General features: G+C 69.6%; 18 protein-coding genes. 11 read left to right on the top strand and 7 right to left on the bottom strand.

The window, feature by feature from the left end; all coding sequences use genetic code 11:
* Window positions 1–55: 55 nt before the first annotated feature.
* The 3 genes from ACWCOV_RS11660 to ACWCOV_RS11670 all read right to left on the bottom strand — a co-directional run bounded on the left by ACWCOV_RS11660 (window position 56) and on the right by ACWCOV_RS11670 (window position 3,949).
* A complete protein-coding gene (locus ACWCOV_RS11660; RefSeq protein WP_449829196.1) occupies window positions 56–1,471 on the bottom strand; it encodes a trypsin-like peptidase domain-containing protein in 1,416 nt (471 codons plus the stop codon).
* Window positions 1,472–1,622: 151 nt separating this feature from the next.
* A complete protein-coding gene (locus ACWCOV_RS11665) occupies window positions 1,623–3,260 on the bottom strand; it encodes a sensor histidine kinase (protein ID WP_449829197.1) in 1,638 nt (545 codons plus the stop codon).
* The gene (locus ACWCOV_RS11670) at window positions 3,257–3,949 is read right to left on the bottom strand and encodes a response regulator transcription factor (RefSeq protein ID WP_449829198.1); all 693 of its coding nucleotides are present in this window, start codon (window positions 3,947–3,949) and stop codon (window positions 3,257–3,259) included. The genes ACWCOV_RS11665 and ACWCOV_RS11670 overlap by 4 nt, the downstream gene beginning before the upstream one ends.
* 128 nt (window positions 3,950–4,077) lie before the next feature.
* On the opposite strand from ACWCOV_RS11670, the gene ACWCOV_RS11675 reads away from it, so the two are divergent.
* Entirely contained in the window at window positions 4,078–5,076 is a 999-nt protein-coding gene (locus ACWCOV_RS11675; RefSeq protein WP_449829199.1) for an acetamidase/formamidase family protein, read from the top strand.
* On the opposite strand, the gene ACWCOV_RS11680 is transcribed toward ACWCOV_RS11675, so the two are convergent.
* Window positions 5,011–5,925 (bottom strand): DMT family transporter, encoded by a 915-nt coding sequence (locus tag ACWCOV_RS11680; protein WP_449829200.1) that lies wholly within the window; start codon window positions 5,923–5,925, stop codon window positions 5,011–5,013. The genes ACWCOV_RS11675 and ACWCOV_RS11680 overlap by 66 nt on opposite strands.
* A 75-nt stretch (window positions 5,926–6,000) precedes the next feature.
* Between ACWCOV_RS11680 and ACWCOV_RS11685 the strand changes: the two genes are divergently transcribed.
* Together ACWCOV_RS11685 and ACWCOV_RS11690 are read left to right on the top strand one after the other, a co-directional pair.
* Window positions 6,001–6,450 carry an Lrp/AsnC family transcriptional regulator gene (locus tag ACWCOV_RS11685; RefSeq protein ID WP_449829201.1) on the top strand — a complete coding sequence of 150 codons (450 nt, stop codon included), beginning with the start codon at window positions 6,001–6,003 and terminating at the stop codon, window positions 6,448–6,450.
* Window positions 6,451–6,638: 188 nt separating this feature from the next.
* On the top strand, window positions 6,639–7,850 hold the full coding sequence (locus tag ACWCOV_RS11690; protein ID WP_449829202.1) for a pyrophosphate--fructose-6-phosphate 1-phosphotransferase: 1,212 nt from the start codon (window positions 6,639–6,641) through the stop codon (window positions 7,848–7,850).
* Here ACWCOV_RS11690 and ACWCOV_RS11695 read toward each other — a convergent pair.
* Window positions 7,847–8,278 (bottom strand): low molecular weight protein-tyrosine-phosphatase, encoded by a 432-nt coding sequence (locus ACWCOV_RS11695; RefSeq protein WP_449829203.1) that lies wholly within the window; start codon window positions 8,276–8,278, stop codon window positions 7,847–7,849. The two genes, ACWCOV_RS11690 and ACWCOV_RS11695, sit on opposite strands and share 4 nt — an antisense overlap.
* A gap of 2 nt (window positions 8,279–8,280) precedes the next feature.
* Window positions 8,281–8,670 carry a phage holin family protein gene (locus ACWCOV_RS11700; protein WP_449829204.1) on the bottom strand — a complete coding sequence of 130 codons (390 nt, stop codon included), beginning with the start codon at window positions 8,668–8,670 and terminating at the stop codon, window positions 8,281–8,283.
* 149 nt (window positions 8,671–8,819) lie between these two features.
* On the opposite strand from ACWCOV_RS11700, the gene ACWCOV_RS11705 reads away from it, so the two are divergent.
* From ACWCOV_RS11705 to ACWCOV_RS11740, 8 genes are read left to right on the top strand one after another with little or no spacing between them, the layout of a single operon-like run.
* Window positions 8,820–9,968 carry a DUF4185 domain-containing protein gene (locus ACWCOV_RS11705; RefSeq protein ID WP_449829205.1) on the top strand — a complete coding sequence of 383 codons (1,149 nt, stop codon included), beginning with the start codon at window positions 8,820–8,822 and terminating at the stop codon, window positions 9,966–9,968.
* Window positions 9,965–10,672 (top strand): FadR/GntR family transcriptional regulator, encoded by a 708-nt coding sequence (locus ACWCOV_RS11710; protein WP_449829206.1) that lies wholly within the window; start codon window positions 9,965–9,967, stop codon window positions 10,670–10,672. The genes ACWCOV_RS11705 and ACWCOV_RS11710 overlap by 4 nt, the downstream gene beginning before the upstream one ends.
* Before the next feature lie 16 nt (window positions 10,673–10,688).
* Window positions 10,689–11,975 carry an ABC transporter substrate-binding protein gene (locus ACWCOV_RS11715; RefSeq protein WP_449829207.1) on the top strand — a complete coding sequence of 429 codons (1,287 nt, stop codon included), beginning with the start codon at window positions 10,689–10,691 and terminating at the stop codon, window positions 11,973–11,975.
* On the top strand, window positions 11,972–12,901 hold the full coding sequence (locus tag ACWCOV_RS11720) for a carbohydrate ABC transporter permease (protein WP_449829208.1): 930 nt from the start codon (window positions 11,972–11,974) through the stop codon (window positions 12,899–12,901). The genes ACWCOV_RS11715 and ACWCOV_RS11720 overlap by 4 nt, the downstream gene beginning before the upstream one ends.
* Window positions 12,888–13,697 (top strand): carbohydrate ABC transporter permease, encoded by an 810-nt coding sequence (locus tag ACWCOV_RS11725; RefSeq protein WP_449829209.1) that lies wholly within the window; start codon window positions 12,888–12,890, stop codon window positions 13,695–13,697. Before ACWCOV_RS11720 ends, ACWCOV_RS11725 begins: the two co-directional genes overlap by 14 nt.
* A gap of 9 nt (window positions 13,698–13,706) precedes the next feature.
* On the top strand, window positions 13,707–14,471 hold the full coding sequence (locus ACWCOV_RS11730; RefSeq protein WP_449829210.1) for an SDR family NAD(P)-dependent oxidoreductase: 765 nt from the start codon (window positions 13,707–13,709) through the stop codon (window positions 14,469–14,471).
* Window positions 14,468–15,682 carry an enolase C-terminal domain-like protein gene (locus ACWCOV_RS11735; RefSeq protein WP_449829211.1) on the top strand — a complete coding sequence of 405 codons (1,215 nt, stop codon included), beginning with the start codon at window positions 14,468–14,470 and terminating at the stop codon, window positions 15,680–15,682. Before ACWCOV_RS11730 ends, ACWCOV_RS11735 begins: the two co-directional genes overlap by 4 nt.
* A complete protein-coding gene (locus tag ACWCOV_RS11740) occupies window positions 15,679–17,742 on the top strand; it encodes a hypothetical protein (protein ID WP_449829212.1) in 2,064 nt (687 codons plus the stop codon). The genes ACWCOV_RS11735 and ACWCOV_RS11740 overlap by 4 nt, the downstream gene beginning before the upstream one ends.
* Here the strand turns inward: ACWCOV_RS11740 and ACWCOV_RS11745 are convergent.
* A complete protein-coding gene (locus tag ACWCOV_RS11745; RefSeq protein ID WP_449829213.1) occupies window positions 17,726–18,394 on the bottom strand; it encodes a GntR family transcriptional regulator in 669 nt (222 codons plus the stop codon). The two genes, ACWCOV_RS11740 and ACWCOV_RS11745, sit on opposite strands and share 17 nt — an antisense overlap.
* Window positions 18,395–18,476: the final 82 nt, after the last annotated feature.

An 18,476-nucleotide genomic window follows, 5' to 3' on the forward strand; every position in this document is an offset into this window, starting at 1 on the left:
AAGGGACTGCGGCCGCTCGGTGGGCGGCCGCAGTCCCGGTCGGGGAGGGTTTGGGTCAGCCGGTGGGGTTGCCGTTGTCGGAGCCGAGGGTGGCGGTCACCGTCTGAGACTGGCCGTTGCGGGTCAGCGTGATCTTCACTTCGTCGCCCGGGCGGTGCGAACGGACCGCGGCGACCAACGCGTCCCCTGACGCGATCGCCTTGCCGTCCACAGCGGTCACCACATCACCCGCTTGCAGACCGGCCTTGTCCGCCGCACCGCCAGGCGTCACCTCGCCGAGGCGTGCTCCGTTGGGGAGCCCGCCGGAAGACTGCGCGTCGCCGACCTGGACGCCGAGCCGCGCATGCGTGGCCTTGCCCTTGGCCACCAGCTCGTCGATGATCGGCTTGGCCTGGTCGATCGGGATTGCGAAGCCCAGGCCGATGTTGCCGCCTTCGGATTGTCCCGATCCTCCGGCGGTCTTGATCGCGCTGTTGATTCCGACCACCTGGCCGGCGAGGTCGATCAGGGCGCCGCCCGAGTTACCCGGGTTGATCGCGGCGTCCGTCTGGATTGCTGGGAAAACCGTCGTGCTGTCCTGCTCGTTGTCGCCCGACGTCACCGGGCGGTTCAGCGCGGAGACGATACCGCTGGTCACGGTGGCCTCCAGGCCGAACGGCGAGCCGATCGCGACCACGCCCTGGCCGACGGCGAGCTTGCCGCTGCTGCCGAGAGTGGCCGGGGTCAGGTCGGTCGCGTCCGCCTTGATCACGGCCAGGTCGGTGAGCGGGTCGGTGCCCTTGATGGTGGCCTTGACCGTCCGGCCGTCGTTCAGGATCACCGAGATCTCGCCGCCGTTGCCGGCGCCCGCGACCACGTGGTTGTTGGTGACGATCAGGCCGTCCTTGCTGATCACGATGCCGGAGCCGGTCCCCGCGCCCTGCGACGTCGCGACCGCGATCTTGACCGTGCTCGGCAGCACCTTCGCGGCGGCGGCCTGCACCGAGCCGTCCGGCGCCGAGGCCGGCGCGGCCTGGTTGCCGTTCAGCGGAGCGGTCACCGACGGGGTGTTGCTGGTGGAGTCGTTCGTCGCCGAGTAGATCGCGGCCCCGCCGACACCGCTGGCGGTGCCGACCACAAGGGCCGTGGCGGCCACGAGGGCCAGGCCGAGCCGCTTGGGCTTGCCGCCGGACGACGCGGGGGCCCCGGTCTGGGCGCCCTGCGGGGGCTGCGGACCGAAGGGCCAGTTCGGGCCCGGAGACGTCCCCTGATGCGTCCCCGGCGCCCCGAACTGTGGGTAAGCACTCCCGCCCGACGGGTGCTGACCCGGCCGCGGCTGCCCACCTTGGGGCGCGAACTGCTGCTGCTGATGCGGGCCGTAGCCACCCATCGGAAGCTGCTGCGTCCGCTCAGGCAACTGCTGCGTCCGCTCCGGCTGCTGCGGGTTCTGGCCCGGCTGGTTCTGCGGCTGCTGCGGCTGGTTCTCGTTCATGGCCAATACTTTGCGGGCTGGACCTGAGAAGCCCCTGAAGATCCCGTCAGAGGTACCGAAGAACTCCATGAAGATCCCCTGAAGGATCAGTCAGCCCGTCTTCAGACACGCAGAAGCCCCCGGTACGGGCGTACCGGGGGCCGGCTGCGACTCAGCGGGTCTGGGTGGCGGCGTGCGGGAGCCACAGCGTGAACTGGGCGCCTGCACCGGGCGCGTTGCGGGCGTAGATCATGCCGCCGTGCTGCTCGGCAGCATGCTTCACGATCGCCAGGCCCAGCCCGGAGCCGGGGCGGCTACGGGCCTCGCTGGAGCGGTAGAAGCGCTCGAAGACGTGTGGCAGGTCCGCCTCGGCGATGCCTGGACCGGAGTCCGTCACCGTGAGCACGCCGTCCTGGAGCCGCACCGTGACCCGGCCGACCGGCTGTCCGTCCGCGCGTACGGGGGTGTCCTCGGGGATGCTGTACTTCGCGGCGTTGTCGAGCAGGTTCGTCACCGCGCGCCCGAGCAGCCGCTCGTCGCCCCACACCGGGAACGGAGTCAGCTGGACGTCCCACTCCAGGCCCGGCGCGCGACGGCGTACCTTCATCACCGCGTCCTCGACCACGTTGGACAGCTCGATCAGCTCGGCGTTGCGCACCTGCGGGGTGTCGCGGGCCAGCTCGGTCAGGTCGCCGATCAGCGTGGTCAGCTCGTCCATCTGCGCGCGGACGTCGTCCAGCAGCTGCTGCCGGTCCTCCGGCCGGAGGCCACCCCGCTTGTCCGCCTGGGCGAGCAGGTCGAGGTTGGTCCGGACGCTGGTGAGCGGCGTCCGCAACTCGTGCCCGGCGTCGCCGACCAGCCGCCGCTGCCGGTCCTGCGAGCGCGCCAACGCGCCCAGCATCGAGTTGAACGCCAGCGCCAGCCGCGAGATCTCGTCCGACCCGCTGATCGGAATCGGCTTCAGGTCCTCGGTCCTGGCGACATGCTCGACGGCGCCGGTCAACCGCGCCAGCGGCCGCAGGCCGGACCGCGCGATCGCGTTGCCGGCCAGTGCGGCGCCGATCACGCCGATCAGCCCGAAGGCCCACAGCACGACGCCGAGGTTGTGCAGCGTCCGGTCGATCGAGCCCAGCGACTGGGCGACGACGAGTGCGGCCGGCTGGAACAGGTCCGGATCGTCCTGGCAGTCCGCGCCGAGCGGGCAGTAGCGCGCCGGTACGGCGACCACCCGGAAGTGCGACCCGCCGTTGCGGACGCCGACGGTCCGGAGGCTGGCCTCGTTGCCCTGGGACTTGGCGACCTCGAGCTCGGCCGGGCCGATCGGCGGCAGCAGGCTGTTCCGCGCGCCGAACGTCTGCCCGTCCGCGCCGACCATGCCGACCCGGATGTCGCTGAGGCCGAGCGCGTCCGAGGGCACCCGCTCGAGGTTGCTCAGGTTCGTCAGCACGCCCTTCTGGGCGGCTGCGCCGGCGCGGTCGATCAGGCTGTCGTCGAGGTTCTGGTACATCTGCTGCCGCACGGTGATGTACGCCGCGATGCTGACGATCGCGACCGCGAGGCCGACCGCGACGGCCGCCAGCAGGGTGACGCGGGCGTGCAGGCTCAGCCGGTGCAGCTTGGCCTGCCACCAGTCCTTGGTCTGGGCAGCGGTCGCCGCCACCCGATTCCCGTTGCCGTTGGCAACGGGAGGGCCGGTCGGCGGCGGAGCGCCTGGCGGCGGCGGGCCTGGAACCGGCCCGCGCTGGGCCGGCGCGGCCTGCTGGGTCGGGCGATCGGTGTACGACGGGAAGTCGGGGTCGGACGAACTCACGGTGGGGTGTCTCTCAGGACGTAGCCGATGCCACGCACGGTGTGGATGAGGCGCGGCAGGTCGTTCACCTCGGTCTTGCGGCGCAGGTAGCCGATGTAGACCTCGAGGGAGTTCGCGGTGGTCGGGAAGTCGTAACCCCAGACGGCGTCCAGGATCACCGCGCGCTCGAGCACCCGGCGCGGGTTGCGGATCAGCAGCTCGAGCAGGGAGAACTCGGTCCGGGTGAGCGGGATCGGAACGTCGCCGCGGTGCACCTCGTGGGCGTCCACGTCGACGACGAGATCGGCGTACTGCAGCACCTCGCCGCGCTGGCCGCCCTCGCCGGGCGCGCTGCTGCGGCGGAGCAGCGCGCGGAGCCGGGCCAGCAGCTCCTCGAGGGCGAACGGCTTGGTCAGGTAGTCGTCGCCACCGGCGTCCAGGCCGTCCACCCGGTCGGCCACCGCGTCCCGCGCGGTGAGCACCAGGATCGGCACGTTGTTGCCGGCCGCGCGCAGCGCCTTGGTGGTCTCCAGGCCGTCCAGCCGCGGCATCATCACGTCCATCACCACGACGTCCGGCTCGACGTTGCCGATCACCGCGAGCGCCTCGGCGCCGTCGGACGCGGTCACCACCTCGAAGTCGTTGAACTCCAGCGAACGGCGCAGCGAGTCCCGGACCGCCCGGTCGTCGTCCACCACCAGTACGCGCATCTCTCGTTCCCCGCTCCGCTCGAAGGACTGTTCAATCTTTGTCGAGATTAGGCCGTCTCTGTGAGAATCGCCTGAGAACCCGCTGATCGCTCGCCCAACACCTCCTGGGCACCTTAGGTTTGCGACTCGTGGACATCGTCGAATTCACGCCCCAGCCCGGCGAGTACGCCTGGACCTTCGGCGGCGCCGCCCCGGTGCGGCGGATCAAGCCGGGGACAGCGTTGCGACTCTGGACCGAGGACGCGTTCTGCGGCAGCCTGCGCAGTACGGCGGACCTCGCGAGCGCATCGCTGACCATGCCGTTCGTCAACCCGCAGACCGGCCCGTTCCACGTCGAGGGCGCCGAGCCGGGGGACACCCTGGTCCTGCACTTCGTCGAGCTCACCCCGGCCCGGAGCTGGGGCGCGTCCGCGACGATCCCGTTCTTCGGCGGCCTGACCAGCACCGACCGGACGGCCACGCTCCAGGACCCGCTGCCCGAGCGGACCTGGATCTACGAGGTGAACACCGAGAAGCAGACGGTCGGATTCCAGGCGCAGGGCAGCGACTTCGAGGTCTCGCTGCCGATCGAGCCGATGCTGGGCACGGTCGGCCTCGCGCCGGCGGCCGGTGAGGTGCGCTCGTCGCTGGTGCCGGACACGTTCGGTGGCAACATGGACACGCCGGAGATGCGAGCCGGCGCGACCTGCTTCCTGAACGTGAACGTCGAGGGCGCACTGTTCTCCGTCGGCGACGGCCACTACCGGCAAGGCGAAGGTGAGTCCTGCGGGACCGCGGTCGAGGGTGCGATGAACGTCGTACTGATCGTCGACCTGCTCAAGACACCCGGACCGGCCTGGCCGCGGATCGAGAACGACGACTACCTGGCGGTGGTCGGGTCGAGCCGGCCGCTCGAGGACGCATGGCGGGCCGGACAGGTCGACATGGTCGGCTGGCTCGGGTCCCTGTACGGCCTGGACAAGCTGGACGCCTACCAGCTGCTCAGCCAGGTCAGCGAGGTCCCGCTGGCCAACGTGGTCGACGCCAACTACAGCGTGGTGACCAAGGTCCCGAAGCGCCTGCTACCGGCGGCCGACGTCTACAGCGGCATCCACCGGCACCTCCGCGACCTTGCGGCGACGCTCTGACCTGCTGACGGCCACGCCGACCAGGCACAGCGCGCCACCCGCCAGCGCAAGACCGGCCGGAGTCTCACCGAGGAACACCCACGCGAGCAGGATGGCAATCATCGGCACCAGGTACGTCGTCGCGCCCATGCGACCCGCACTCGTCCGGGACAAGGCGTAGGCCCAGGTCGTGAAGCCGAGCGCGGTCGGGAACGCACCCAGGTAGAACACCCACCACAGCGTCGCCGGACCCGCCGCACCGATCTCGTCGACCAGTCCGGGCGTGTACGGCAGGCAGACGATCGTGCCGATGATGCAGGCCAGCCAGGTGACCTGCGCGGCGGGCAGTCGACTCAGCAAAGGCTTCTGCGTGACCACGCCGACGGCATAGGACACAGCAGCTGTCACGCACAGCACTACACCCCAGGTCTCAGCCCGACCGGTCGACGTCGTCAGGCCGATCACCAGCACGCCACCGAAGGCGATCAGGCTGCCGACGACCACCTGCCGCGGGAAGCCCTCGCCCAGCGTCAGTCCGGCCAGCAGGGCGACCAGCAGTGGTGCGATGTGGACGATCATCGCCGCCGTACCCGCGTCGAGTCGCCGCTCGGCCGCGTTGAGCGCGACGTTGTAAAGACCGAACCACAGGAGTCCGCACGCCAGCAGCAGCGGCCAGTCGCGCCGCTGGGGCATCCGGAACGGCTCGCGCTTCACCAGCAGGAGCAGTCCCAGCAGGGCGCTCCCGACCAGCAGCCGGGCGAGCGACAGCGGACCGGCCGACAGTTCGGTCCCGAGGTGCCGGATCGCCACGAACGACGAGGCCCAGAGGACGACGCTCACGCCGGCGGCACCGAGTGCGAGGGGATTCATGCCCACAACGCTAGAAAGGATCAAGCGGGGTTACCATGTCGATACGGAGGTTAGGAGGCCGAGTTGCTTACCGAAATGAAAAGCGGATTGCTGGATGAGTTGAACATCCGGATTCTCCAGGAGCTGGAGGCCGATCCCCGGCTGCGGACTGCCGAGCTGGCCCGCCGACTGGGTGTCTCGACGCCGACCGTGCGCGAGCGGGTCACCCGGCTGGAGGAGTCCGGCGTGATCCGCGGCTACCGGCTCGACATCGATCCGGCCGCGCTCGGCCGGCCGGTCGCCGCCTGGGTTCGGCTCCAGCCGGGGCCGGGTCAGGTCCTGCGGATCGCCGAGCTGGCCCGGAGCACACCGGAGGTCGTCGAGTGCCACCGGATCTCCGGCGAGGACTGCTTCCTGATGCGGGTCCAGGTCCCCGCGATCGACAAGCTCGAGGACCTGCTCGACCGCTTCGGTCCCTACGGCCGCACGAACAGCTCGTTCGTCGTGTCCACCCCGGTGCCGCCGCGCCCGGTCCCACTCGACTGAGGCGGACCGCCACCCCATCACAATCGCGCTGACCCGGCAGCGGTCCCGCTCGCGCGGCTGTCGTGGCGTGGATTGTGATGGCCTGGCGATCCGCAGCCTCGTCCGAAAGCTGGGCCGAACCACCGTGGAGAGTGGTCTGCATCACTAGTCTGGTGGCGACTTCAGCGACCTTTGGAAGGACCCGACCCATGGCTGCCGACAAGTCTGTCCGCAGAGTTGCCCTGCTCACCGCCGGCGGGCTCGCGCCCTGCCTGTCGTCCGCCGTCGGCGGGCTGATCGAGCGCTACACCGAGGTGGCGCCCGACGTGGAGATCATCGCCTACCTGAACGGCTACCACGGCCTGCTCAGCGGCCGGCACCTCGACGTGACCCCCGAGGTGCGCGCCCAGGCCGGCGTGCTGCACAAGTTCGGCGGCAGCCCGATCGGCAACAGCCGGGTCAAGCTGACCAACACCGCCGACCTGGTCAAGCGCGGCCTGATCGCCGACGGCCAGAACGCGCTGCAGGTCGCGGCCGAGCGGCTGGTCGCCGACGGCGTCGACGTACTGCACACCATCGGGGGTGACGACACCAACACCACCGCCGCGGACCTGGCGGCGTACCTGCACGAGCACGACTACGACCTGACCGTGGTCGGCCTGCCGAAGACGATCGACAACGACGTGATCCCGATCCGGCAGAGCCTGGGCGCCTGGACCGCGGCCGAGCAGGGCGCGCTGTACGCCCGCAACATCATCGCCGAGCACTCCTCGAACCCCCGGATGCTGATCGTCCACGAGGTGATGGGCCGCAACTGCGGATGGTTGACCGCGGCAACGGCCCTGGCGTACCGGGACTGGTGGAAGCAGCAGGACTGGAACCCGGGCATCGGCCTGGACGCGGCCGGCTGGGATGTGCACGCCGTGTACGTGCCGGAGGCAACGATCGACCTGGACGCCGAGGCGGACCGGCTGCGCAAGGTGATGGACGAGACCGACTGCGTCAACATCTTCCTGTCCGAGGGCGCCGGCGTGGAGTCGATCGTGGCCGAGCTGGAGGCCCGCGGCGAGGAGGTCGGCCGGGACCCGTTCGGGCACGTGAAGCTGGACACCATCAACCCGGGTGCCTGGTTCGCCAAGCAGTTCGCCGAGCGGATCGGCGCCGAGAAGACGATGGTGCAGAAGAGCGGCTACTTCAGCCGCTCGGCCGCGGCCAACGACCGCGACCTCGCGCTGATCAAGGAGTGCACCGACTACGCGGTCGACGCCGCGCTGCGCGGTGAGAGCGGAGTCGTCGGCCACGACGAGGAGCGCGGCGACCAGCTCCGCGCGATCGAGTTCCCGCGGATCGCCGGCGGCAAGGAGTTCGACCCGGGCGTCGACTGGTTCGTCGGGCTGAAGGCCGAGATCGGCCAGTCCTAAGTCGTCGACCGGAGGCGGCCGACCCACACGTCGGCCGCCTTCTCGATCTGGTCGAGGACCTCGTCGAAGCCGTCGTCCTCGCCGTAGTACGGATCCGGTACGTCGACCTCCGCGAACAGCTGGACGGTTCCTCCCCGGCGGGTCAGCTCCGACAGATGGCCGGAGTCCATCGCGAGCACGAGGTCGCGGTCGGCGAACCACCCAGTCCGGAACTGCTGCGCGCGGTGTGCGCTGCCGTCGTACCCGCGCCGCCTGAGCGCGGCCGCGGCCCGCGGGTCCATCGGGTCGCCGACGTGCCACCCACCGGTCCCTGAGCTGGTCACGACCACGTCGTCGATGCCCGCCGCGGCCAGCTTCGCGCGCAGCACCACCTCGCCGATCGGCGACCGGCAGATGTTTCCGGTGCAGACGATCTCGACTCTCCGCATGGTCAGCGGATCTCCGCCTTGTCCGGGAGTACGGCGTTCAGCAGCATGCCGACGATCGTGATCACCAGCGAGCCGAGCAGCGCGGCCGGCCAGAAGCTGTCGACGTGGAACTGGACGTCCAGCTTCCCGGTGATCCACGAGGTGAGCAGCAGCATCGCGGCGTTGATCACGAAGATCAGCAGGCCGAGCGTCAGGATGATGAACGGCAGCGACAGCAGCTTCACGATCGGCTTCACGATCGCGTTCACCACACCGAAGATGGCCGCCACGATCAGCAGCGTGAGGACCCGCCGGCCGGTGCTGGCGCCCTGGATGGTGATCCCGCTGATGAGCCAGGCCGCGACCCCGAGCGCGACCGCGTTGGCGAGCAACTTGATGATCAAGTTCTTCATGCCGTCGATCCTGCCATCCGGCGGGTGGCACCCAGTCCCGTGCCGCGCCCTGATTCACCCCTGGCTCTTGACAGGCTAATGACCAAGTGATCAGATCACTTTCATTCGTCAGGTGAATGACTGCCGGGAAACCGGGGCTGGGAGCCAAGATGTCACCACGTCGTTGGGTGTCTGCAGTAGCTGTGCTGTCGCTGTCAGCGGCCGCGGTCGGCGTGCCGGCGGCCGAGGCCGCCACGCCGGACGGGACCGCCGAGTGTGACGCCGTACGGACCAACTTGACGGCTCAGGCGGAGCCGCACGCCGACCCGGAGGGCCAGCTCAACGCCTACAGCAACACCGGCAAGGGCTGGACGGGTGGCGACACCACCAACTCGGTCAAGCTGTCCGGCGGCCGGACCGTGTGGATCTTCTCCGACACCTTCCTCGGCCCGGTGAACCCCGACGGTAGCCGCCCGACCACGACGCCGTTCATCAACAACTCGTTCGTCGTGCAGCGCGGCAGCTCGCTGAAGACCGTGACCGGAGGTACGAAGGCCAACCCGACAGCACTCGTGCCGCCGCCGGCCAACGGCTGGTACTGGTTCGGCGCGGCGCAGACGAGCGACGCGGGCCGCAACCTCGACGTCGTCGCCCTGCGGTTCGAGAAGACCGGTCCGGGGCAGTGGGACTGGCGCTGGGCCAGCAACTACGTCGCCCGGTTCGACAGCAAGACGCTGAAGCTCCGCAAGCTGGTCCCGATCCCGTCCGCCGCCAACGTGCAGTGGTCGGCGTGGTTGCAGCGGGACAGCGGCTACACCTACATCTACGGCGTCGAGGACCTGGGCGCGTCGAAGTACCAGCACGTGGCGCGCGTTCGCGGCGACGACCTGACCGCGAAGCCGTGGGAGTACTGGACCGGCAGCGGCTGGTCGGCGGACGAGACCGCCTCGGTGCGCGTGCTGGAGGGCGTCGCCAACGAGCACAGCGTGACTCGGTGGCGCGACGGCTACGTGCTGGTCACGCACGACACCACCGAGCTGTTCAGCAAGCGAGTCCTCGGCTACTTCTCCTGCTCGCCGACCGGACCGTTCGTCAAGCCGGTCGAGCTCTACCAGACCCCGGAGACCGGTGCGGACGGCAGCTACCAGAACGCCAACATCATCACGTACAACTCCCACGACCACCCGGACCGGCGCCGCGGCAACGAGCTCCTGATCAGCTACAACGTCAACAGCCTGGACGCCAACACCGACCTGTACGCCGACGTGAGCATCTACCGTCCGCGCTTCGTCGCCGTCACGCTGGCGGAAGCCCGATGAGCACGTCGGGTGGCGTCGTACGGCGGAGTCTGCTCGACGACCTGGCCACGTCCATGCTGGCGCTGATCGCCGATCGCAAGCTGGCGGCCGGGGACCAGTTCGAGTCGGTCCGGTCGCTGGCCGACCGGTTCAAGGTCGCCGTACCGACTGTCCGGGAAGCGCTGCGCAGGCTTGAGGCCACCGGCGCGGTTGAGCTCCGGCACGGATCCGGTGTGTACGTCGGTCCGCACATCGGCCGCCTGGTGCTGCCGAACCCATTGGCGCCGACGCCGTCGTCGGACCGCCTGATCGAGCTGCTGCAGGCCCGGGCCCTGATCGAACCGCCCGTCGCCGCCCTGGCCGCGCGGGTCCGGACCGAGGCCGCGCTGCAGCGGATGGACCGCGACCTCACCGCCGCGGCCGAGCTGATCGCCTCCGGCGACCACGCCCAGCTGGCCGAGGTCAACATGGACTTCCACCGCTCGCTGGCACAGGCGTCCGGGAACGCGACGCTGGCCGAGGTGGTCGAGTCAGTGACCGTGGTCAACGTCCGGGAGCAGCTGGAGATCCTGCACATCCACGGCGACCGGCAGACCGACCTGGACGAGCACCGGGCCATCCACGCCGCCGTACTGGCCGGTGATCCGGAGCTGGCCGAGCGCCTCACCCGCGAACACCTCGACGGAGTCCTTGCCGTCATCAACGACCGACTTCAGCACCCCTGAGCTGGAAGGACGCATCATGCAACGCATCACCAACCGGAAAGCACTGACCGCCCTGGCGGTGGCCGGCGCGCTCGTGCTGTCCGCCTGCGGGGGCGGTGGCGGCGGCACGGAGGCCGCCAAGGGCGAGGACAAACCGGTCGACTCGCTGAAGTTCTACAACGACAAGGGTGGCTGGAAGGACGCCTTCGTCCAGGTCGGCGCGGCCAGCAAGAAGGACATCGGGGTCGGGATGGAGCCGGTCGGGTACTCCGACTCCAACACCTACACGGCGTTCATCCGGTCGTCGTTCCGGACCAAGGAGAAGGCCGACCTGTTCACCTGGCACACCGGCAAGGAGCTGGAGGACCTGGTCGACCAGAAGCTGGTCGCCGAGACCACCGACCAGTGGACCAAGGCGGTTGCCGACGGCAACGTGCCGGAGCAGCTCAAGCAGTACTTCACCTTCGACGGCAAGCAGTACTGCGTCCCGCTGAACGCCGGCTACTGGGTGATGTACTACAACAAGGCCGTCTTCAAGAAGGCCGGGATCACCGAGACCCCGAAGACCTGGGCCGACCTGGTGGCGGTCGCCGACAAGGTCAAGGCGGCCGGCGTGAAGCCGTTCTACCAGACCAACATCCTGTTCAGCTTCGTCTGGTTCGAGACGCTGCTCGCGGGCAAGGACCCGGACCTGTACGACGCCCTCGCGGCCGGCAAGGCGAAGTGGACCGACCCGGGCGTGGTCGAGGTGATGAACGAGTGGAAGAAGATGATCGACGCCGGCTACTTCAGCGACCCGGGCTCGAAGACCGAGCCGCAGGCGCAGCTGAAGAACGGTGACGTGGCGATGATCAACTTCGGCACCTGGTTCAGCGGCAACCTGAACTCGCTGAAGATGAAGGCCGGCACCGACTACGACTTCTTCGTCATCCCGAACGTGAACCCGGCGCTGCCGAAGACTTCGATGATCTTCGAGACCGGGCCGGTGTGCTCGGCGGCTCAGAGCGAGCACTCCTCGACGGTCAAGAAGTGGACCGACTGGTGGGTCACCCCGCAGGCGCAGACCGCGTGGGCGAACTCGCGCGGCGACCTGTCCTTCAACCCGAAGGCCGAGGTCAAGGATCCCAGCCTGGCCGCACTCAACAAGGACGTCGGCGGTGACGGTTACCGGCTGATCAACCGCTGGTTCGAGGCGACGCCGGTGCCGGTCGCGAACAAGGCGCTGGAAGTGTTCGGCGCGTTCGTCACCAAGCCGGGCGACCCGATGCCGGGCCTGCAGAAGATCCAGGCCGAGGCGGACGCGTACTGGGCCAAGCAGAAGTGACTTCCACCATCGAGCGGCCCGCTGCCACCAAGCAGCGGGCCACCGCCCAGCAGTCAGCCCGGACAGGTGCGCGCGTGGCACCCCTGTTCGGGCTGCCGGCTGCGGGCGTGGTCGCACTGCTGCTCTACCTGCCGTTCCTGTGGACGACGTACATCAGCTTCACCGACTACGACGGGCTGGCGTCGCCGGTCTGGTCCGGGCTGGCCAACTACAAGGCGATGTTCAGCGATCCCGACCTGGTGGGGGCGCTGGTCAACACGCTGCTGTGGGTGGCTGGCATGGTGACGCTCCCCGTGGTGCTCGGGCTGCTGGTCGCCGTACTGACGTATGGACACAAGTGGGGGACGTGGCTGCGGTTGCCGTTCCTGCTGCCGTACGCCATCTCCGGTGTGGCGGTCGGTGTCATCTGGGGCTTCGTGCTGCAGCCGGACGGCGCGCTCGGCCAGGCGCTCGGGTTCCTCGGGCTGCCCGGTGAGCACACCGGCTGGCTGCAGGCCGGTCCGGGCAACACGCTGATGATGATCGTCGCCGTGACCTGGCAGGCAGCTGGCGTGAACGCGCTGCTGTTCGTCGTCGGGTTGCAGTCCATCCCGGCCGAGCCGCTCGAGGCTGCCCGGCTGGACGGCGCCGAGGGGTTCCGGCTGTTCCTGCACCACCTCTGGCCGCAGCTTCGGCCCATCACCACGGTGGTGATCGGGCTCTCGATCGTCGGCAGTCTCAAGACGTTCGACGTGGTCTGGGTGATGACCCAGGGCGGTCCGGGTACGTCGTCCGAGACGCTCGCACTCTCCATGTACAAGGAGACCTTCGTGCTGAACGACTACGGCCAGGGCTCCGCGATCGCGTTGTTCCTCAGCCTGGTCACCTTCGCCGCGTCGATCCTGTACCTGCGCTACCAACTGGGGGACTCACGTGAGCAAGGTTAGAACCGGAGTCCTCGTCGTCCTCGGGCTGCTGTGGCTGGCGCCCGTCTACCTGCTGATCGTCAACGCGTCCAAGGCCGTCGACGGGTACGACCCCGCGACGGTGTGGAAGCCGGACGGGTTCGCCCTGTTCGCGAACTTCGCGGACGCGTGGAGCAAGGCCGCGCTCGGCGACACCCTGCTGGCGACCACGCTCTACAGCGTGGTCTCGCCGGTGCTCGCGGTGCTGATCGGCGCCGCGGCCGGCTACGCGATCGTCGTACTGCGGCTTCGCCACGGGTTCCTGTGGTTCGTGTTCATCTTCGGCGGGACGATCTTCCCGCTGCAGATGATCCTGATGCCGCTGTTCTCCGGGTTCGCCGACTCCGGCCTCTACGACACCCGGCTCGGGATGGTGATCGTCTACACCGCGATCAGCGTGCCGTTCTCGGCGTTCGTGATGCGCAACTTCTTCACCGGGATCGCGCGCAGCGTGTTCGAGGCCGCGGTGGTCGACGGCGGCGGGCTGTTCCGGATCTTCCGCAGCATCTACCTGCCGATGGCCGGGGCGGCGCTGGCCGCGATCTTCATCCTGCAGGCCACCTTCGTCTGGAACGACCTGCTGCTCGGCCTGACCCTCAGCCAGTCCGAGTCGGTCCGCCCGATCATGCCCGCGCTGACCGGCCTGCAGAGCACGTACGGCGGCGCCGCGCTGCCGACCGTGCTCGCGGGCGGCCTGCTGGTGTCGCTGCCCACCGTCATCCTGTTCCTTGCCGCACAACGCTTCTTCTCCCGGGGCCTCGCCCTCGGCCAGTTCTGAAAGGCGGATATGAGTCGCACAGTTGTGGTCACCGGGGGAGCCGCCGGTATCGGTCGCGGCGCGGTCGAGCGCTTTGTCCAGGCGGGCGACCGGGTCCTGGCGCTCGACCGGGACGCCGACGCCTTGGCAGCGCTGCACGCTGACCTCGGCGACCAGGTGACTGGCGTCGCCGTGGATGTCGGCGATCGCGAGGCGCTCGCCGCTGCCGCCGCGGACCTCGAGAGTGTCGATGCCTTGGTCTGTGCCGCGGGAGTCCAGCGCTACGGCACCGTCGTCGACACGCCGGCGTCGGTCTACGACGAGGTGATGGCGGTGAACGTCGGTGGGGTGTTCTTCGCCTGCCAGGCGTTCGTGCCGAAGCTCCCGCGGGGTGGCAGCGTCGTGGTGGTCGCCTCCGTGCAGGCGTATGCGGCTCAGAAGAGCGTGGCGGCGTACTCGATGGGCAAGGGTGCGTTGCTGTCCCTGGTCCGGGCGATGGCTGTCGACCACGCTCCGGACGGGATTCGGGTGAATGCGGTCTGCCCGGGGTCCGTTGATACGCCGATGCTGCGGACCTCGGCCGCCCAGTTCGGTGGTGGGCGGTCGACGGACGACGTGATTGCCGAGTGGGGGCGTTCGCACCCGCTCGGCCGGGTCGCGACACCGGGAGAAGTTGCCGAGGTCATCCATTTCCTCGCGTCGCCGGCCGCGGCCTTCGTGACCGGAGCGGACGTGAAGGTGGACGGCGGGCTGACCGCCGGGCTGGCCGTCGTACTGCCGGAGGATTCGAAGTGAAGATCGTCGACATCCGGGCCACGACCGTGACGATGCCGCTGGAGGCGCCGTTGCGGCACAGCAACGGCGCGCACTGGGGGCGGTTCGTGCGGACCGTGGTCGAGATCGAGGCCGACAACGGGCTGATCGGTCTGGGCGAGATGGGCGGCGGCGGGCAGAGCGCCGAGGCGGCCGTCGTCGGTCTGAAGCCGTACCTGGTCGGCCACGATCCGGCGCGCACCGAGGCGCTGCGGTGGATGCTGGCCAACCCGACCGCGAGCCTCTACAACAACCGGACGCAACTGCTGGCCGCCGTCGAGTTCGCCTGTCTCGACCTGCAGGGCAAGCACCTCGGCGTGCCGGTGCACGAGCTGCTCGGCGGCAAGGTCCGCTCGAAGGTGCCGTTCGCGAGCTACCTGTTCTTCCGGCACCCGGCCGACGACGGGACCGGCGAGATCCGGACCGCGGAGCAGCTGGTCAAGCATGCGCGCGAGCTCGTCGACGAGCACGGGTTCAGCGTGCACAAGCTGAAGGGCGGCGTCTTCCCGCCGGACTACGAGCGCGAGTGCTTCCGGGCGCTGGCCGAGGCGTTCCCCGGGCACCGGGTCCGGTTCGACCCGAACGGCGCCTTCGGGGTCGAGGAGGCGATCCGGTTCGCCCGCGGCATCGAGGACCTCGACAACGACTACCTCGAGGACCCGACCTGGGGCCTGAACGGGATGCGCCGGGTCCGCTCGAAGACCTCGATCCCGCTGGCCACGAACACCGTGGTGGTGAACTTCGAGCAGCTCGCCGCGAACGTCCGCGATCCCGCCGTCGACGTGATCCTGCTCGACACCACGTTCTGGGGCGGGATCCGGCCGTGCATCAAGGCGGCCGGCGTCTGCGAGACGTTCCAGCTCGGCGTCGCCGTGCACTCCTCCGGCGAGCTCGGCATCCAGCTGGCCACGATGCTGCACCTGGGCGCCGTCGTACCGAACCTGTCCTTCGCGGCCGACGCGCACTACCACCACCTGCGCGACGACATCATTGCCGGCGGCAAGATTCCGTACGACGGCGGCGCGATCGCGGTGCCGGACGGCCCCGGGCTCGGCGTCGAGCTGGACCGCGACAAGCTCGCCGAGTACGCGGAGCTGTTCCGCGAGCTCGGCCCCTACCCGTACGACCGGGACCCGGCCAGACCGGACTGGTACCCCCTGCTCCCGAACACCGATTGGGCCGACCCTTCATGACGATCCCGTCCAGCGCCGACCTCGCCAGCGACGTGCTGACCCACACGTACGACGACATGTTCAACCCGCCCGGGTTGACGAACTTCCTGGGCACCGCGCAGGTGGACCTGGACGTGTTCGCGATCCGCAGCGTCAACTTCCCGCCGTACTCGCACGGGGACTGCATTACCGGCCAGCTGTACGTCGACGGACGGCTGGCCCGCTCGTACGGCGGCGTCGTCGAGGTGGTGTGGCGACCGGACTGCGTCGTGCGCTCGACGGTGGTCGACGGGCTCGAGCTGCGGACAACCACCGCGTGCGCACCCGGCCGACCCGCAGTAGTTGTGCAGCTCGAGCTCGCGGGCGCACCTGGACGGTCCGTTCGCCTCGGCCTCGCGCTCGACAGCACCGCGACCCGATCGGGGAGCGGTTGGTTGAAACCCGAGCCGCCGTCGGAGCCGAACACGCTGACCGCGGCCGAGGGCCGTGTCGTCGGCACCGGGGAGTCCGGGTCCGCGGTGAGCCTCCAGGGTCTCGACGTACCAGCTGTCGCGGACCGGTCGATGCTTGAGGCAACTGTAGCTCTGGATGCTTCCGGGCAGGCGCGCGTCGGGTACGTGCATGTGCTGGCTGGGGATCTGGCTGAGGCAGGGTCGCACTACGACGCCTGTGTCGCGGACGTTTCCACCGTGATCTCTGATGCAGAACGCTTGTGGGACAAGGTGCTGGCGGATGCGTTCGACCCGGCCGGTGACGGGTTCAGTGGGTCGTTGCCGATCCTGGAGACGTCGAACGAGGCGCTGCGGAAGCTGTACTGGTGGGGCGTGCTCGGCGTGGTGTGGTTCCGGCGCGACAACCCGGCGAGCGTGCTCGGGCGGACGTACGACACGCTGATGCCGCGCTACTGGCAGACCACCACCTTCATCTGGGACTACAGCCTGTCCTCGCTGACGCATGCGCTGCTGGACCCGGAGCCGATGCGGCGGCACATCGAGCACTGGATCGACCTCGACACCCACAAGCACTTCGGGACCGAGTGGCTGACCGGCGGACCGGTCGGCTACTGGTACTCGGTCAACGACTTCGCCATGACGCGACTCGTGCGCGACTACGTGCGCTTCACCGGGGACTCCGGCTTCCTGGACGCCTCTGTGGGCGACAAGCCGGTGGCGGAGCACCTGCACGACTGGGCGACGGCCTGGCGCGGTCTGCGGGGTGAGCACGCGCTGGCGGACTACGGCGGTATCGACAACCTGCTGGAGTGCGTCAGCAGCTACGTGCACGAGGTGGCCAGCTTCAACGCCGCCAACGTCTGGTGCCTGCGCGTCGCCGCTGAGATCGCCGCACGCGCCGGAGACGACGACCGTGCCGTGCTGCTGCGCAAGGAGGCAGATGAGCAGGCAGGCCACGTCAACGAGCTGTACATCGAGGGCGCCGGCTTCTGGCACGCACGCCAGCCCGACGGCGCGCTGGTCCCGGTGCGGCACTGCTACGACTTCAACATCGTGGGTACGACGATGGCGTCCGACCTCTCGCCGGAGCAGCGCAGCGAGATGGTCGCGTTCTTCCAGCGGGAGCTGCAGACGCCCACGTGGATGCGTGCGCTGTCGCCGTACGACGCCGATGCTGCCTTCAGCGTGCGGCCGGATCACCAGTGGAACGGCGCCTATCCGGCCTGGCCGGCGGATGCCGGGCGCGCGCTGTTCGCCCTGGGTCGCGGTGACGTGCTGCTGGACTGGTTGCCGGGGTTGGCGAAGACGGCCAACCAGGGGCCGACCGGTCAGGCGCACTTCGTGGAGGAGGCGGCGCCGGCCATGGCGGGTGGGGCGCGCAAGTCGCCGCCGCAGTTCCCGTACCTGATCGACTGGTCCTGCTCGTCGTCCGGCTCCTGGGTCAGCCTGATCCTGGAGGGTGTCTTCGGCCTCGAGGTCGCGCTGGACGGCACGGTCACCGCGAACCCGCAGGTCAGCGCACTGGACCCGGACGCTCGCCTGACCGGCCTCCGGGTCGGCTCGGCGACGTACGACGTCACCGCCGCGGGCGTGGTGAGTGCGGCAGGCGGGGTCAGCGCGGCGGGGTAGCGATCGCTTCGAGCAACGACTCCTGAGCACCGGCGAGGTGGCGGCCGAGCTCCTCGACACACTCGTCGAGCTCGCCGCGCTCGAGCAGGCGGACGAGCTTGCGGTGCGAGGCCACCTGCTGCCGGGCGTCCTGGCGCAGGGCGTCCACGCGGGCCAGCGCCAGCCGCGCCTCGCCGGTGATCGCGTCGGCGGTCGCGATCAGCCGTTCGCTGCCGGTCAGCGCGACCAGGCTGCGGTGGATGGCCAGGTGCGTCTCGGTCATCGCCTCCGGGTCGGCGCCGTCCTTGGCGGTCGCGGCGAACGTCCGCATCGCCTCCCGGACCCGCTCCCGGGCGGCCTCGTCGGCGTCGAACCAGGCCCGGATCCCGGCCGACTCCAGCACGAACCGGGCCCGGCAGATGTCGGCCACCGCCTCCGGGTGCAGGATCGCGACACTGACGCCCTTGTTCGGCTCCCGGATCGCGAGGCCCTCGGTGACCAGCATCGTCATCGCCTCGCGAACGGTGCTCCGGGCAACCCCCAGGGCCTCGGCGAGCGGTTGCTCGCGCAACGGCGTACCAGGCTCCAGGTCGCCGGCGAAGAGGGCAGCGCGCAGCGCGTCGACCACCCGGTCCACCGTGGTCGAGCGATCCACCCGCAGCCGTTCGTACATGGGGAGATTCTCGTCCAGTCAAGGTCCGTTGTCGCGCTCGACCCGGCGTCCGCACCCGACCCGCCGTGCAACCTGTGGATAA

Source organism: Kribbella sp. NPDC002412, from assembly GCF_053592935.1.